Genomic DNA, 13592 nt, shown 5'->3' on the forward strand with positions numbered 1-13592 from the left:
CATGAATTGGTTTTGGGTTCTCGATACATCACGCCTTTGGCGTGACACTCGAACTGACGTGGTATGTAAACTTAAAAACAACTTGTCATCCTGAACTTGATTTAGGATCTACTTCCTAACTTATGCTTTGAGATTAGCTTCGCTGAATCTTCGATTTCCTGCCGGAGTTTATCTTGAGCGTTTGTCGAAAGGCAGGAATTGGGTTTGGTGTTTTGTAGGATTTTTCGATAGCTGACCCGAAGCACACCCGAAGGAGACCGCAAGGAGCACCTAGGGAACCCGAAGTAGCTCTATGGGAAACCTATTTAAACAACTTGTCATCCTGAACTTGATTCAGGATCTACTTCCTAACTTACGCTTTGAGATTCCTGCCTTAGCAGGAATAGCAACGGTTTGACCTTAAGGAGACCTTAATAAAACCTGACGCAGACCTTACGGAACTTTTAAGCAAAATTACGTACAAGTACGTATTTTATTTTTGGTTTTAAAAAGGTAACTTACTTACTTGTGCTGAACGAACTTCAGTATCGAAACGATTTCATATCAAGTGTTATCCAACGTGCAGGAAACAAAAAAATAACTAACTTTAAAAAATCTGAATTATGAAAAAACTAGTACTCGTGATTACTCTTCTTACATTGACAACAGTTTCAATATTTGCACAAAGCAACTATTACTACTATTACAAAGGAGGGAAAGTTTTTTTAAATTTAGATAAGTCCTCATTATACATTAATACTGACAATACATTCCTAAAATCCTCTGTGGATAATCAGAATCTTTTAGACTATAACTTAAAAACCGAAAGTAGTCCAATAAATGGTGAGATAAACAAGTGGTCTATTATCGATTTTGCAACCATACCGACTGATATAGAATACTACCAAAAAATAAACACCATAAAAAGTGTAAGTACCGTAAATGTAGTCGCGCCAAGTTTTACAACCATGACTGGAAAGAGAATAGTTTTGTCCAGACATTTTTTCGTAAAACTCAAACAAGCTAGTGACTTAAATTTATTACAACAAAAAGCAAGTGAAAACAATATACTTATTAAAGGCCAAAACCCTTTTATGCCACTATGGTACACATTAGTTTGTACTAAACACACATTAGAGAATTCTTTAGATATAGCAAATCAATTTCATGAATCCAATTTTTTTGAAACAGCCATTCCTAATTTTATTTCAAGACAAAACCAACTCAATTTAGACGCAGCAGAAGAACCTTCTAATTCTGCAAGTACATGTGTCAACGACTCATATTTTGGTAATCAGTGGAATTTAGAAAACACTGGGCAAGTAGTATCTACAAATCCTACAATTAACGCAGTAGCAGGAATTGATATAAATGCCTGTGATGCTTGGACATTAACAACAGGAAATAGTTCTATAAATATTGCTGTTTTAGATAGTGGTGTAGATTTAAACCATCCTGATTTAATCAACGCAATTAACGATACTTCTCCAAGTATTTTTGATTGGTTTCATGGCACAGCATGTGCGGGAATTATTGGAGCTACTCAAAATAATACTATTGGTGTTTCTGGTATAAGTCCTGATTGTAAAGTGATGTCAATCTACATCTCACTTTTTGACCAAGAAAGTATTGCCAATGGTGTTAATTGGGCTTGGGAAAATGGCGCTGATGTTCTTAATAATTCATGGAAAACATTTACACAGTCGGATTTGGTTGATGAAGCATATGAAAATGCTTTAACACAAGGTAGAAATGGAAAAGGATCTATCATTGTTTTTTCTTCTGGAAATAATGAAGGCCTTATTACAGAATATCCTGCCAATTTAGATGAACGCTTTATTGTTGTTGGTGCAATATCTCCTTGTGGTGAAAGAGCCAACCCAAATTCATGCGACCAACAAGATTCTTGGGGAAGTGCTTATGGAATAGAATTAGATGTAATTGCTCCTGGCGTTTTTATACCAACTACAGATATCTCAGGAACAGATGGATTAGATAATGGAGATTATATCTTAACTTTTAACGCAACTTCTTCTGCTGCACCACATGTAACTGCTATTGCAGGCCTGATTCTGTCTGTTAATCCTTGCCTAACCAATATTGAGGTTAACAACATTATAGAAAGTACAGCCCAAAAAGTGAATGAAAATGCTCCTTATTCCTATCAAAACCATCCTGAAAGACCCAATGGCACATGGAATAATGAAATGGGTTATGGTTTGGTTGATGCTCATGCTGCCGTGGTCATGGCGCAAAGTATGTACTCAACAGATTTGGATTTATATGTTAAGGACAGTCCAGACGATGATGGTTCAGAACCCAATTCAGTCACCCAAAATATGTGGACCAGTCAGGATATTTGGGTAAGAAATGTCAATGATGATGGTTTAACCCATCAAAATCCCGAATATAAAAGTAATAATGAACCTAATTTTATAAATGTAAGGGTTATTAACAAAAGTTGTGTAGCTTCCACAGGCAGCGAAACACTTGCAATAAATTGGGCTAAAGCCAATACTTCTCTTGCATGGCCTGAAAATTGGGATGGTACTTTAACTAATTCTGGAAATTATTCTTTAGGTGGAGCATTACCAGAAGTTTCCATTCCTGTCATTCAAGCAGGTAGCGAAGCCATTGTAAAAATTCCTTGGGTGGTTCCCGACCCAGAAAATTACACAGATAACCCCAACCCTTGGCATTTTTGTTTATTGGCTAAAATTAATGCAACCGACGACCCACTCGCATCTCCCATGACATCCAATCCCAACTACATGGTTAGGAACAACAACAATTTAGCCTGGAAAAACCTAACGGTTGTAGATTTGGAAACAGAAACAACAAGTGCTATAGTCATGGTATCCAACCCTTTAAACATACCTAAAACATATTATTTTGAACTTCACAAAGAAATCAACGAAGGAGGTAAGGCTATTTTTGATGAAGCAGAGGTCACCTTAAAAATGGATGATGTTTTATTTAATGCTTGGGAGCGTGGTGGCAAGAAATCACAATTGTTGGATGATAAGCCAGATGAAAAAGTTAAATTGGTAAAAGGTGATAATGTTGTATTAGATGATATATTGTTCGAACCCAATGAAATGGGATTGTTAACACTGAAATTCAATTTTTTAACCGAAGAGTTAACTGATAAAACAAAATATACCTATCATATAATACAAAAAGAAAAATCTACAGATGAAATAATTGGTGGTGAAACCTTTGTAATTAAAAAAATACCTCGTCCACTTTTTTTGGCCAATGCTGGCGATAACCTAGCAATAAACCAAAACGAAACCATAACCTTAAGCGCAGAACAGATTAATGAAGCTGCTGTTTATAATTGGTATGATATGGAAGGTAACTTAATTTATCAGGGTAAGGATCTAACGGTTTCGTCAGATGTTACAAAAAAGTATAGATTCTAGGTGGTCGCAGAAACTGATGGTTATAAGGACTATGATGACATAGAAGTAACATTAAATCCAAGTGTTATAGAGATGATTTATCCTAACCCATCAACCAGCGAAATACAGATAGATTATAAGCTTAATGGTGTGGATTCTGCCTATTTGATGATAATTGGCCAATACGAAACCAATGGAGAATCAAACAATTACATATTGGAACCAGACTCTGCTCAAACTGTTATCAATATTTCAAATTATTTACAGGGTTTTTATACCATTGCATTGGTTTGTGATGGTACAATTGTTGATGTAAAAACATTACTTAAAAATTAGAACTTATGAAAAATTTACTTTCTACTTTATTTATTTTATTTAATTGTTGGTTTATTAATGCACAACTTATATCTAGTTTAAATATTTCACCGACTGTTGATGATGCAATTGTTGATGTGAATATAGACGTTTTTATTAGTACTAGTCCATCATCATTTATTATTAAAGAACATTCAATAGAGAACAATATTATCACTATGAATATCTGCTATTTTGTAAATGGATTTCAAGTTCCAACGCCAGTCTACAACCATACTTTCCCTGTTACTGTGCCTACAAACAACAATTACAGTATAATTATAAATTTATATCGGTCTGAAACAGAAACTGTTTGCGATTATACAGAACTAACAGACACGGCAACAATGCAGTTTACAACCCCTCTAACCGAAACTATCTATTTGGGCATAGAGGACTTTGAACTTTTGGAAAACGAAATTAGTTTATATCCAAATCCAGTAAAGGCAGTATTATTCATAGATACCCCAGAGGATTTAATTGTTAGCAAAATATCTATATACAATATACTTGGTACAAAAATCAAGAACTATTTCACCGATTTTGAGAGTCTGGATTTTAGTAATTTTAACAGTGGAATATACTTCTTGGAACTCAATACAAACAAAGGAATGATAACAAAAAAAATAATTGTGAACAACTAAAAAAATGAGTTGGGTAACAATATATATAATTAATTACTTCTTTAAGGCTTATACCTTTGGCTATTGTGTAGTTGAAAACCGATAAGCTTAACACTAAAAACTACTCATTAAACTTCGCCTTTTTACTCCCTTCGTACATGACGTACTTAACCAAACGGGATTCCAGTTTGGCATTAAACAAATGGATTTTTCGGGAGGGTCGCAACCCTACATGTTTTAGAGCATCGAGATTGGAGGTAATAAACCAGGCATCGGTACCTGGGTAGCCTTGTTTAAGGGTATCGCCAATGTCGACATAGAATTTTTCCATATCAATATCCAGACGCTCGCCATAGGGTGGGTTAAACAGCATATGCAGCTTTCCCTCACCTGCTTTTTGGGTTTTAAAGAAGTCTTCGTGCTGGATGGTGATAAACTCGTCTAAATGGGCATTTTTAATATTGGCTTTGGCTTTGGACACCGCAGATGGTGATTTGTCATAGCCTATCATTTTATAATGGAAATCGCGTGTTTTCTTTAATAGGGATTCTTCAATGGTTTCAAATAATTCGACATCCCAATCTTGCCAGCGTTCAAAGGCAAACTCTTTACGCATGAGGTTTGGTGGAATGTTACAGGCTATCATAGCGGCTTCTGCTAAAATAGTACCACTACCACACATGGGATCCATAAAATCACACTGGCCATCCCAACCCGACAACATGACCAAACCTGCTGCCAATACTTCATTTATAGGTGCTATGTTGGTGGCTGTTTTATACCCACGTTTGTGTAAGGACTCACCAGAACTATCTAAAGATATGGTGCATTGTTGTCTGTCTATATGCACATTGATTTTTAAATCGGGGAAGCGTAAATCAATATTAGGACGTTCTTTGGTGGTATCCCGAAACTTATCGACAATAGCGTCTTTGGTTTTAAGGGCTATGTATTTGGAGTGGGTGAATAATTGAGAATGTATCGTAGCGTCAATAGCCAAAGACCCTGTTGGTTTGAGGTATTGTGACCAGTCCATCTTATAGACCTTGTCATATAAATCCTGTTCGTTATTAACCCGAAAGGATTCAATAGGTTTTAAAATTTTAATGGCTGTACGCAGGCCTAAATTGGTTTTGTACATAAAGCCTTTGTCTCCTACAAAGCTCACATTTCTAACTCCTTTTTGGATGTCTTGAGCACCTAACTGCAAAAGTTCTTTTTCTAACAATTCTTCAAAACCAAATAAGGTTTTTGCCACCATTTTAAAATTATTCTCCATCACGACTATTAAATAGATTGCAAAAATACAGTATTTTTGTTGCAACTTTAGAGTATCTAAAATTAAAAGATTCTCATTTTTGTGGGACATACTATGACAAAAGACACAACAGCTTGGTTTGCATCTTGGTTTGACACACCTTTTTATCACATTCTTTACAAGGATAGGGATTATGAAGAGGCGCAATTGTTTATGGACAATCTTACGGAATACCTGAACATTCCTGAACAGGGCTCTATTATGGATTTGGCTTGTGGCAAAGGGCGTCACTCGGTGTATCTCAATTCATTAGGTTATGATGTTACTGGTGTTGACTTGTCGGAAAACAGTATAGCCCATGCCAAACAATATGAGAATGAGAGCTTACACTTTCAGGTGCATGACATGTGCAAACCGTTTGGCAAACGCTTTGATGCGGTTTTTAATTTGTTTACCAGTTTTGGGTATTTTGAAAACGAAGTGGATAATTTGAAGACTATTCAGGCTATTCAAGCCAATTTGAAACCTTTTGGATTTGGCGTGATTGATTTTATGAATACGGATTTTGTGATTGACAACCTGGTACCAAACGAAACTAAAACGGTTGATGGTATTGATTTTAATCTGAAGCGAACTGTTGAAAACGGCTATATTATTAAGGATATTTCATTTATACATGATGGCGAAGCATTTCATTTTCAGGAACGTGTGAGAGCCTTTACACTAGATGACTTTGAAGCTTTATTTGAGCAAGCAAACGTTTATTTGCTGGATGTTTTTGGCGATTATAAATTGCGTAAGTTTGACAGGAAAACTTCTGAACGCCTAATCATGATTTTTAAATAAACATGCTCAATTACTTACTACCCATTATTTCGGTGCTTTTAGGCTTTTTTGTGGTGCTTGTTTTAAAGCCTTCAGATGTTAGGCATTTAAAATTGTTATTAGCCTTTAGTGGTGCCTTTTTATTATCTATTACGGTATTTAGTTTTTTACCGGAAGTTTACGAACACAAAGATTCCAACGTGGGCATTTTTATCATGATGGGTATTCTGTTCCAAATTATTCTGGAGTTTTTCTCAAAAGGTGCCGAACATGGGCATATGCATCTGGATAAGTCTAAAACTATTTTTCCTTGGGTATTGTTCATTAGTTTGAGTATTCATGCCATTTTAGAAGGTATTCCTATTGAAGCGCATGACAATTTGGTATATGGTATTATTGTACATAAGCTTCCTGTTGCTATTATATTGGCAACGTTTTTTATGCAATCGCAACTATCAAAGCTTAAAATAGCCTTGTTTTTAATCTTATTTGCATTGATGACACCTCTGGGTGTTTATATGTCAGATTCCATTGGTTTTATAAAAGATTACTACAATGAGATTTCGGCTATTGTGATTGGTATCTTTTTGCATATCTCTACAACTATTCTTTTTGAAAGCAGTGAAGGACATAAATTTAATTTAACCAAAATTCTAACCATTATATCAGCGATCATTATTGCCTATTTTATCTAAATCATGTTTAGTAAAGAAGAAAGTCGGAAATTACGCGAAACGTTTTGGATAAGCTTTGGAAAATCATTCCCGAGAAAGTGGCTGTTATACAATACCAAAATAAAAGGCTTTAGTTTTAAGTTTCATTTTGATACCAAAGAGGCTTTGGTGGCTTTGGATGTAGAAAGTGATTTGGAAAACCGTATTAATTATTGGGAAAAACTACTGGCATTAAAAAGTATTCTCAAATCTGAATACCTTCCCACTGCCCTATTTGAGGAAATCTATTATTTGGAAAACGGTAAGGAAATATCACGTATTTATGTGCCGCTGGATGCCAAGGTGAGTATTCATAATAAAAATAGCTGGCAACAGGTGATGGTGTTTTTTAATGAAACGATGGGTTTGTTTGAGGCGTTTTTTGAGGAGTATAAAGATGTGATAAAGGGTTAGATTTGTTCTTGATGCATGCTAATGATTGTGTGGATTTTTAATGTTCTTTTATAAGCACACAAAAGAACCAAAAGGTGCTTTTGCTATCGTAGGTATTTTTTCGGTAAACCGAAAAACCAAGCATCCATACCTAAATTTTACTCATGAATGTTTATTTAATAAGTATTCGTGAATCTTCGATTTTTCCAAGGCTTCAAAAATTATTAACGGTATGTATGCTTATATACTGACGATAGCATGGGTTTAGTCTTATTGGAATACCTAGATAGGTTGATTTATATTTAATAATGCGCTCCGCAGGAATTAGTGTTTTGTGTTATCTATACTGACTACAGCGGGTTCCTGCTTCGCAGGAATTAGGTTTTAACTTACTTCTCATCCTGAACTTGATTCAGTATCTAAAAATGGATTAGCTTAATTGTATGTTCGATCTTCAAAACTGATTTGTGTTTGTAACAGACCACTCCAAAAAACAAGTAAAAGAAGGCTATTTTGTTTCATAAATTTTTAATTTACCGAAAATTAAAATTGTTTAACTCAATGATAAGGGATATCCGCTAATTATTTTTAAAGTTGCATGATATGAGTCTTCAGATTAATGATTCCGTTTTTGAAGCGTTTCCCGAATTGGAAAGCGAGAGACTCCTTTTTCGTGATTTTCAGGCACGTGATGCTGAAGATCTATTCTTTCTGAAAACGGATGATCAGGTTATGGCGCATATGGATTCTAAAAAGCATCAAAGCCTTGAGGACACTTTAGAGCTGATTCGTAACAATCAGACTTCATTTGTTGAGCAAACTGGCCTTAACTGGGCTATTATTGACAAGGCTGCGAATAGATTTATTGGTTATTTTGGTTATTGGCGATTAGACAAAGCCAATTGTCGTGGTGAGATTGGGTATAGTCTGCATCCCGACTATTGGGGACACGGTTATATGAAGGAAACCTTTTCAACCCTCATTCCATTTGGATTTAAAACCTTACACCTGCATAGTATTGAAGCCAATATCAATCCTAATAATGCAAACTCTGAAAGGCTTTTAGTTAGTTTTGGGTTTCAGAAAGAAGCCTATTTCAGAGAAAACTATTTGTATAATGGGGTGTATTTAGATAGTATAATTTATTGCCTGTTGGAAGAGGATATAAAATAACTAAAAAACCACCCTTTCAGGTGGCTTTTCAATGACATTGTTTGCTATTAATTAGAATTGCAAGTCAGCTATGATATCAAATTCATCATAGATTACTTTGTCCTGTAAATTGTCAAAAAAGCTACTAGATCCGTATCTAACATCATACTTGCTACGATCAATTTTTAAGTTTGCTGTAGCTTTACTTCCATAAACCGAAAGTGTAAATGTTACTGGATGCGTTGTTTCTTTAATTGTTAAATCACCTGTAATTTGGTAAGCGTTTTTCCCACTTGCTTGAACTTCTGTAAAAATCAAACTTGCTGTTGGGTATTTTTCTACACCAAAAAAATCATCGGATTTTAAGTGTCCATCCAATTTACCTTTATACTCCCCAGATAAATCAGTTGATCCGATAGTGGTCATATCCATGACGAAATTTCCTCCTGTAAGAGTTTCACCATCAAATACCAAATTACCTGATTTAATGGCTATGGTACCTTCATGTGAGCCAGTAACTTTATAACCTTTCCAGGCTACTTCACTTTCTGATTTCTTAATATCTTTTTTTTGAGCATTCATAGTTGCTGTAAAGGTTGCAAATGCAACAATAATTAAAGTTGATTTTTTCATTTTATTTTTATTGTATATGATTTTACCTTACAAAGGTGCAACAAGAGTAGACTAAAAAAAATGAACTGGTTTATTAAAAAATATTAAACTAGTTTAACTAAATTATAAAACAGCCTATTGGGAAGCCAATTGGCTTTTAATTTTACTCAAAAACTCTTTGGTTATACCTAAATAAGATGCCAATAAATATTGTGGAATACGTTGCTCAATGTTTGGATAGGTATTTTTGAAATATAAATAACGTTCTTTGGCAGTCATACTGAAATTTCTAATAATACGCTTTTGGGAAGCCGCCAAACCACGCTCCAGTAATTTTCTGAAAAAGCGTTCCAATGCTGGTATTTTATGTAAGACTTCATCAATAGTATCGACATGAAACTGTGCCAGAACTGTATCTTCTATGCATTGTATATTGAATTGGGCTGGCTTTTGTTCAATAAAACTACCAATATCCGAAACCCACCAATCTTCGACGCCCAACATTATGATGTGCTCCTGACCTGTATCATCAACATAGAACATTTTAGTACAACCCTGTAGAATGAAGCTGCTATGCTTGCAAACGTCTCCTTGCTGCAAAATATATTGTCCTTTTAAATATTTCCTTTCAGCAACATAATTGGATAAGGTATTGATCTCCTCTGAAGTCAAATCAATATATTGTCTGATATAGTTTAGTAATGATTGAATAGTAGTGAGCTTATTTTATATTATTTCAAAAATAGTAAAATAACATGATTAAAAATCAAAGTTTTTCTACCGCTATTTACGTAAATTCATTAATTCTAATTTTGATGTTTTAAATAAGATTCCAAATGGTTACTAGTTCTTATATAGTCGTTTTGAAACTTTCGTAAATGGGTTAAATTCGCTACCCAAAAAGGAAGCCTATTTTAGAGAGAATTATCTTTTTGAGGGACAATTTCTAGATAGTATTATTTATTGCCTGTTGGAAGAGGATAATACAGAATTTCTATAAACAAAGTATATTGCAAGTAAGTCTTAAAGGCATTCCACTCTTTTTATTTTTGAACTGAAGGTCATAAAACGACATTCTGTTATTTAGATTCCTGCCGTCATTTCGACAAGCTCAATATGACAGGCAGGAATGACAGTTTTATCGCAAACCACGACGCAAACGTCGAGGAATTCTTTTCGATTAAATGATATATAGAAACACCATAAAGAAATGGCTAATAGCACCACCTAAAACAAATAGGTGCCAAATGACGTGGTTATACGGAATGCGCTCAATGGCGTAAAAAACAATTCCTAAAGTATAAAACAAGCCACCAGCAAATAACCACAAGACACCATTGGGACCAATAGATTCTGATAAGTAAGTGAAATCAAAAACCACCAGCCAGCCCATAGCCAAATAGAGCAATACCGATAAGAACTCAAATTTCCCTGTAAAGAAAATTTTTAAGATAAGCCCAAAAGCTGCGATACCCCAAACAACCCAAAACATTGACCATCCGTGACTGTTTTCAAGAGCAATGAGCGTAACTGGCGTATAGGTTCCCGCAATTAATAAGTAGATACTTATGTGGTCTAAAATTCTAAAATAGTGCTTGTGCTTTTCACGTTTAATGGCGTGATATAATGTAGAGGCTGAAAAGAGTACCACAATGGAAATACCATAAACTATCACACTAAATAAGCTCCAATCGGTTTTATTAGTGTTATAAACCACTAACAATACTAATGCAAGAATACCCAGAAGCGCACCTATGCCATGGCTCCAAGCATTCAGGTTCTCTTCAAGTTGCGTTTGCTTTCGCATTAGGGTTTGTTCTTTTCATTCATCCACTTTTCAGTCAGTTCCAAAAAGTCAAAATTTAAAGCCGATTGTTGTTCTTCCAATCGCCCACTCTGAAAATTTCGTTGTAATATATCTTCAATTAAGTAGTCTTCTTTGTTATTTAAAGGATCAAACTCTTCCTTTAAGGAAATATCAAACAAACGCGCTGTATTGTTAAACCAAAACGCACGCCAGCCACTTCGCAAATCTTTTATTAAATCGAATGTGGTTTTTCCTGTTTGCCTGTGAATAAGCTTTACAAGAATTTGTCCTTCGGTACGGGTTAACTTTTTCAGTTCTTCCGAAAACTCTTCCTCAATATATTTCTGAATGATTTTGGTGTATTTCTTTTTGTCACTCTTGCGCTCCATGGATTCAATGCGCTCATTAAGTGCCTCCAAACGTTCAGCCGCAAGCTTGGCATACGGATAGACCTTAATGGTTTTTCGTCTTAAAATCAAGTATCTTCTTCGGTCTTCATTACTATCAAACTTCAGCTTGTGTAATAAGGTAATTTCATTGAGGTTTATAGCTGTTTGTGGTATAGAATCGCCTTCAATAATTATATACATTACATCCGTGGAATCCTGTTCAACTGTATCCACTTGAGCAAACAGTAAACCTGGTATTAAGTATAAGAAGTAAAAGAAATATTTCATTAAAAACTAGCTATCTAAAATCGTTCCAAGATGAACGTCAAAATTAATAATTTACAACCTCTAAAACCTTAAAATCGTATTAATATTATTATTTTAGTGCAAAATATTTAAACATGGCAAAAAAGAGTGTATTGAATAAGAAGTCTATGGACTTTTTAGAGAAATATTTAAATAATGCATCACCTACTGGATATGAGTGGGATGGGCAAAAACTATGGATGGACTATTTAAAACCTTATGTTGATGAATTTATAACCGATACCTACGGAACGGCCGTTGGCGTTATTAATCCGAAAGCAAAATATAAGGTAGTTATTGAAGGCCATGCCGATGAAATTTCATGGTACGTCAACTATATTGCTGATAATGGTTTGATATATGTAATACGAAATGGCGGTAGTGACCATCAAATTGCGCCGAGTAAAATTGTAAACATCCACACCAAAAAAGGCATCGTGAAAGGTGTTTTTGGATGGCCAGCTATTCACACCAGAAACAAAGCAAAAGAAGAGGCACCAAAACCAGATAATATTACGATAGATATTGGTGCAAAAGATAAGGCTGAAGTTGAAAAAATGGGTGTGCACGTAGGTTGTGTGATTACCTACCCTGATGAATTCCATATTTTGAACAAAGATAAGTTTGTCTGTCGTGCTTTAGATAATCGTATGGGTGGCTTTATGATTGCTGAAGTGGCTCGTTTATTACATGAAAATAAAAAGAAACTACCGTTCGGTCTTTATGTCACCAATTCTGTTCAAGAAGAAATTGGATTACGTGGTGCCGAAATGATTACACAAACCATCAAACCCAATGTGGCTATTGTAACTGATGTGACGCATGATACTACAACACCCATGATTGAGCGTAAAAAAGAAGGGCATTTAGAAATTGGATTAGGGCCTGTAGTCGCCTATGCGCCTGCTGTTCAGCAAAAACTACGTGATCTGATAACTGATACGGCTGAAGACAAGAAGATACCTTTCCAAAGATCGGCACTATCACGTGCCACAGGAACAGATACCGATGCCTTTGCTTATAGTAATGGTGGTGTGGCATCGGCTTTAATATCGTTGCCTTTACGCTATATGCATACAACGGTTGAGATGGTTCATAAAGATGATGTGGAAAACGTTATCCGCTTGATTTATGAAACCTTGTTGAAGATTAAAGATGGTGAAACGTTTTCGTATTTCAAATAACATAAAGCCTCTACAAGAGGCTTTTTAATTTATGGATGAATTAATTGACATTGTTGACGCCCTTGGAAAGCCAACAGGACAATCTGCTTTAAAATCAGCTATTCACAAGCAGGGTTACTATCACAATACGGCACACGTATGGTTTTACACCAAACATGGTGATATATTATTGGCTCAACGTGCCGCTACGAAAGCTATTTGCCCCTTGCTTTGGGATGTTTCTGTCGCTGGACATGTTGATGCTGGTGAAACTATTGAAAAAGCCGCAACTCGAGAAACACAAGAAGAAATAGGATTAACTATTAATGAGTCTGATTTAAAGAGAATAGGTGTCTTTCCTTGTTTTCAAACATATGATAATGGTATCATAGATAATGAGTTTCACTATACATTCATCGCTTTATTAAACGATCCTATCGCATCACTAACGCCTCAACAAGGTGAAGTTGAAGCACTAAAACTTGTTTCAATTACTGCATTTAAGTCACTATTGAAGGATAGTGAGAATAATAATCATTTTGTAGCAAGCAATCGCCCCTATTATCTATCGGTTTTAGATTCCATTCAAAAACAATTATTATAACATTACTTTT

At 35.1% G+C, this 13592-nt stretch carries 14 protein-coding genes; 9 read left to right on the top strand and 5 right to left on the bottom strand.

Annotation, left to right across the window (positions count from 1 at the left end; translation table 11 throughout):
- Positions 1–602 precede the first annotated feature (602 nt).
- From C1S72_RS12025 to C1S72_RS12035, 3 genes are read left to right on the top strand one after another with little or no spacing between them, the layout of a single operon-like run.
- Positions 603–3404 (top strand): S8 family serine peptidase, encoded by a 2802-nt coding sequence (locus C1S72_RS12025; protein WP_104735973.1) that lies wholly within the window; start codon positions 603–605, stop codon positions 3402–3404.
- Positions 3405–3719 (top strand): hypothetical protein, encoded by a 315-nt coding sequence (locus C1S72_RS12030; RefSeq protein ID WP_104735974.1) that lies wholly within the window; start codon positions 3405–3407, stop codon positions 3717–3719.
- A 5-nt stretch (positions 3720–3724) separates the two neighbouring features.
- On the top strand, positions 3725–4381 hold the full coding sequence (locus C1S72_RS12035) for a T9SS type A sorting domain-containing protein (RefSeq protein WP_104735975.1): 657 nt from the start codon (positions 3725–3727) through the stop codon (positions 4379–4381).
- Between the two features lie 100 nt (positions 4382–4481).
- Here C1S72_RS12035 and C1S72_RS12040 read toward each other — a convergent pair whose 3' ends face one another.
- The gene (locus C1S72_RS12040) at positions 4482–5639 is read right to left on the bottom strand and encodes a THUMP domain-containing class I SAM-dependent RNA methyltransferase (RefSeq protein WP_104735976.1); all 1158 of its coding nucleotides are present in this window, start codon (positions 5637–5639) and stop codon (positions 4482–4484) included.
- 93 nt (positions 5640–5732) lie between these two features.
- On the opposite strand from C1S72_RS12040, the gene C1S72_RS12045 reads away from it, so the two are divergent.
- From C1S72_RS12045 to C1S72_RS12060, 4 genes are all read left to right on the top strand, one after another.
- Positions 5733–6464, top strand: a complete 732-nt coding sequence (locus tag C1S72_RS12045) for a class I SAM-dependent methyltransferase (protein WP_104735977.1) — start codon at positions 5733–5735, stop codon at positions 6462–6464.
- A 2-nt stretch (positions 6465–6466) separates the two neighbouring features.
- Entirely contained in the window at positions 6467–7138 is a 672-nt protein-coding gene (locus C1S72_RS12050; protein ID WP_104735978.1) for a ZIP family metal transporter, read from the top strand.
- 3 nt (positions 7139–7141) lie between these two features.
- Positions 7142–7570, top strand: coding sequence for a DUF4268 domain-containing protein (locus tag C1S72_RS12055; RefSeq protein ID WP_104735979.1), 429 nt, complete (start codon positions 7142–7144; stop codon positions 7568–7570).
- A gap of 582 nt (positions 7571–8152) precedes the next feature.
- The gene (locus tag C1S72_RS12060; RefSeq protein ID WP_104735980.1) at positions 8153–8722 is read left to right on the top strand and encodes a GNAT family N-acetyltransferase; all 570 of its coding nucleotides are present in this window, start codon (positions 8153–8155) and stop codon (positions 8720–8722) included.
- A gap of 51 nt (positions 8723–8773) precedes the next feature.
- On the opposite strand, the gene C1S72_RS12065 is transcribed toward C1S72_RS12060, so the two are convergent.
- The 4 genes from C1S72_RS12065 to C1S72_RS12080 all read right to left on the bottom strand — a co-directional run bounded on the left by C1S72_RS12065 (position 8774) and on the right by C1S72_RS12080 (position 11797).
- The gene (locus C1S72_RS12065) at positions 8774–9334 is read right to left on the bottom strand and encodes a YceI family protein (RefSeq protein WP_104735981.1); all 561 of its coding nucleotides are present in this window, start codon (positions 9332–9334) and stop codon (positions 8774–8776) included.
- 114 nt (positions 9335–9448) lie between these two features.
- The gene (locus C1S72_RS12070) at positions 9449–9985 is read right to left on the bottom strand and encodes a Crp/Fnr family transcriptional regulator (RefSeq protein WP_230401645.1); all 537 of its coding nucleotides are present in this window, start codon (positions 9983–9985) and stop codon (positions 9449–9451) included.
- Between the two features lie 508 nt (positions 9986–10493).
- Positions 10494–11120, bottom strand: a complete 627-nt coding sequence (gene trhA / locus C1S72_RS12075) for a PAQR family membrane homeostasis protein TrhA (protein WP_104735983.1) — start codon at positions 11118–11120, stop codon at positions 10494–10496.
- Complete coding sequence (locus tag C1S72_RS12080) at positions 11120–11797, bottom strand: DUF4294 domain-containing protein (RefSeq protein ID WP_104735984.1); 678 nt, start codon at positions 11795–11797, stop codon at positions 11120–11122. The genes trhA and C1S72_RS12080 overlap by 1 nt, the downstream gene beginning before the upstream one ends.
- 113 nt (positions 11798–11910) lie before the next feature.
- On the opposite strand from C1S72_RS12080, the gene C1S72_RS12085 reads away from it, so the two are divergent.
- Together C1S72_RS12085 and C1S72_RS12090 are read left to right on the top strand one after the other, a co-directional pair.
- Positions 11911–12999 carry a M42 family metallopeptidase gene (locus C1S72_RS12085; protein WP_104735985.1) on the top strand — a complete coding sequence of 363 codons (1089 nt, stop codon included), beginning with the start codon at positions 11911–11913 and terminating at the stop codon, positions 12997–12999.
- 31 nt (positions 13000–13030) lie between these two features.
- Positions 13031–13582 (top strand): NUDIX hydrolase, encoded by a 552-nt coding sequence (locus tag C1S72_RS12090; RefSeq protein WP_104735986.1) that lies wholly within the window; start codon positions 13031–13033, stop codon positions 13580–13582.
- Positions 13583–13592: the final 10 nt, after the last annotated feature.

Origin of the sequence: Hanstruepera ponticola (genome assembly GCF_002940745.1) — a bacterium.
Taxonomy (GTDB): domain Bacteria; phylum Bacteroidota; class Bacteroidia; order Flavobacteriales; family Flavobacteriaceae; genus Hanstruepera; species Hanstruepera ponticola.

Excerpts from the sequence above, each read along its gene's own strand:
- C1S72_RS12080 (WP_104735984.1), bottom strand. The coding sequence starts at position 11,797 with ATGAAATATTTCTTTTACTTCTTATACTTAATACCAGGTTTACTGTTT.
- C1S72_RS12025 (WP_104735973.1), top strand. The coding sequence starts at position 603 with ATGAAAAAACTAGTACTCGTGATTACTCTTCTTACATTGACAACAGTT.
- C1S72_RS12045 (WP_104735977.1), top strand. The coding sequence starts at position 5,733 with ATGACAAAAGACACAACAGCTTGGTTTGCATCTTGGTTTGACACACCT.
- C1S72_RS12065 (WP_104735981.1), bottom strand. The coding sequence starts at position 9,334 with ATGAAAAAATCAACTTTAATTATTGTTGCATTTGCAACCTTTACAGCA.
- C1S72_RS12055 (WP_104735979.1), top strand. The coding sequence starts at position 7,142 with ATGTTTAGTAAAGAAGAAAGTCGGAAATTACGCGAAACGTTTTGGATA.
- trhA (WP_104735983.1), bottom strand. The coding sequence starts at position 11,120 with ATGCGAAAGCAAACGCAACTTGAAGAGAACCTGAATGCTTGGAGCCAT.
- C1S72_RS12040 (WP_104735976.1), bottom strand. The coding sequence starts at position 5,639 with ATGGAGAATAATTTTAAAATGGTGGCAAAAACCTTATTTGGTTTTGAA.
- C1S72_RS12035 (WP_104735975.1), top strand. The coding sequence starts at position 3,725 with ATGAAAAATTTACTTTCTACTTTATTTATTTTATTTAATTGTTGGTTT.
- C1S72_RS12090 (WP_104735986.1), top strand. The coding sequence starts at position 13,031 with ATGGATGAATTAATTGACATTGTTGACGCCCTTGGAAAGCCAACAGGA.
- C1S72_RS12085 (WP_104735985.1), top strand. The coding sequence starts at position 11,911 with ATGGCAAAAAAGAGTGTATTGAATAAGAAGTCTATGGACTTTTTAGAG.
- C1S72_RS12050 (WP_104735978.1), top strand. The coding sequence starts at position 6,467 with ATGCTCAATTACTTACTACCCATTATTTCGGTGCTTTTAGGCTTTTTT.
- C1S72_RS12060 (WP_104735980.1), top strand. The coding sequence starts at position 8,153 with ATGAGTCTTCAGATTAATGATTCCGTTTTTGAAGCGTTTCCCGAATTG.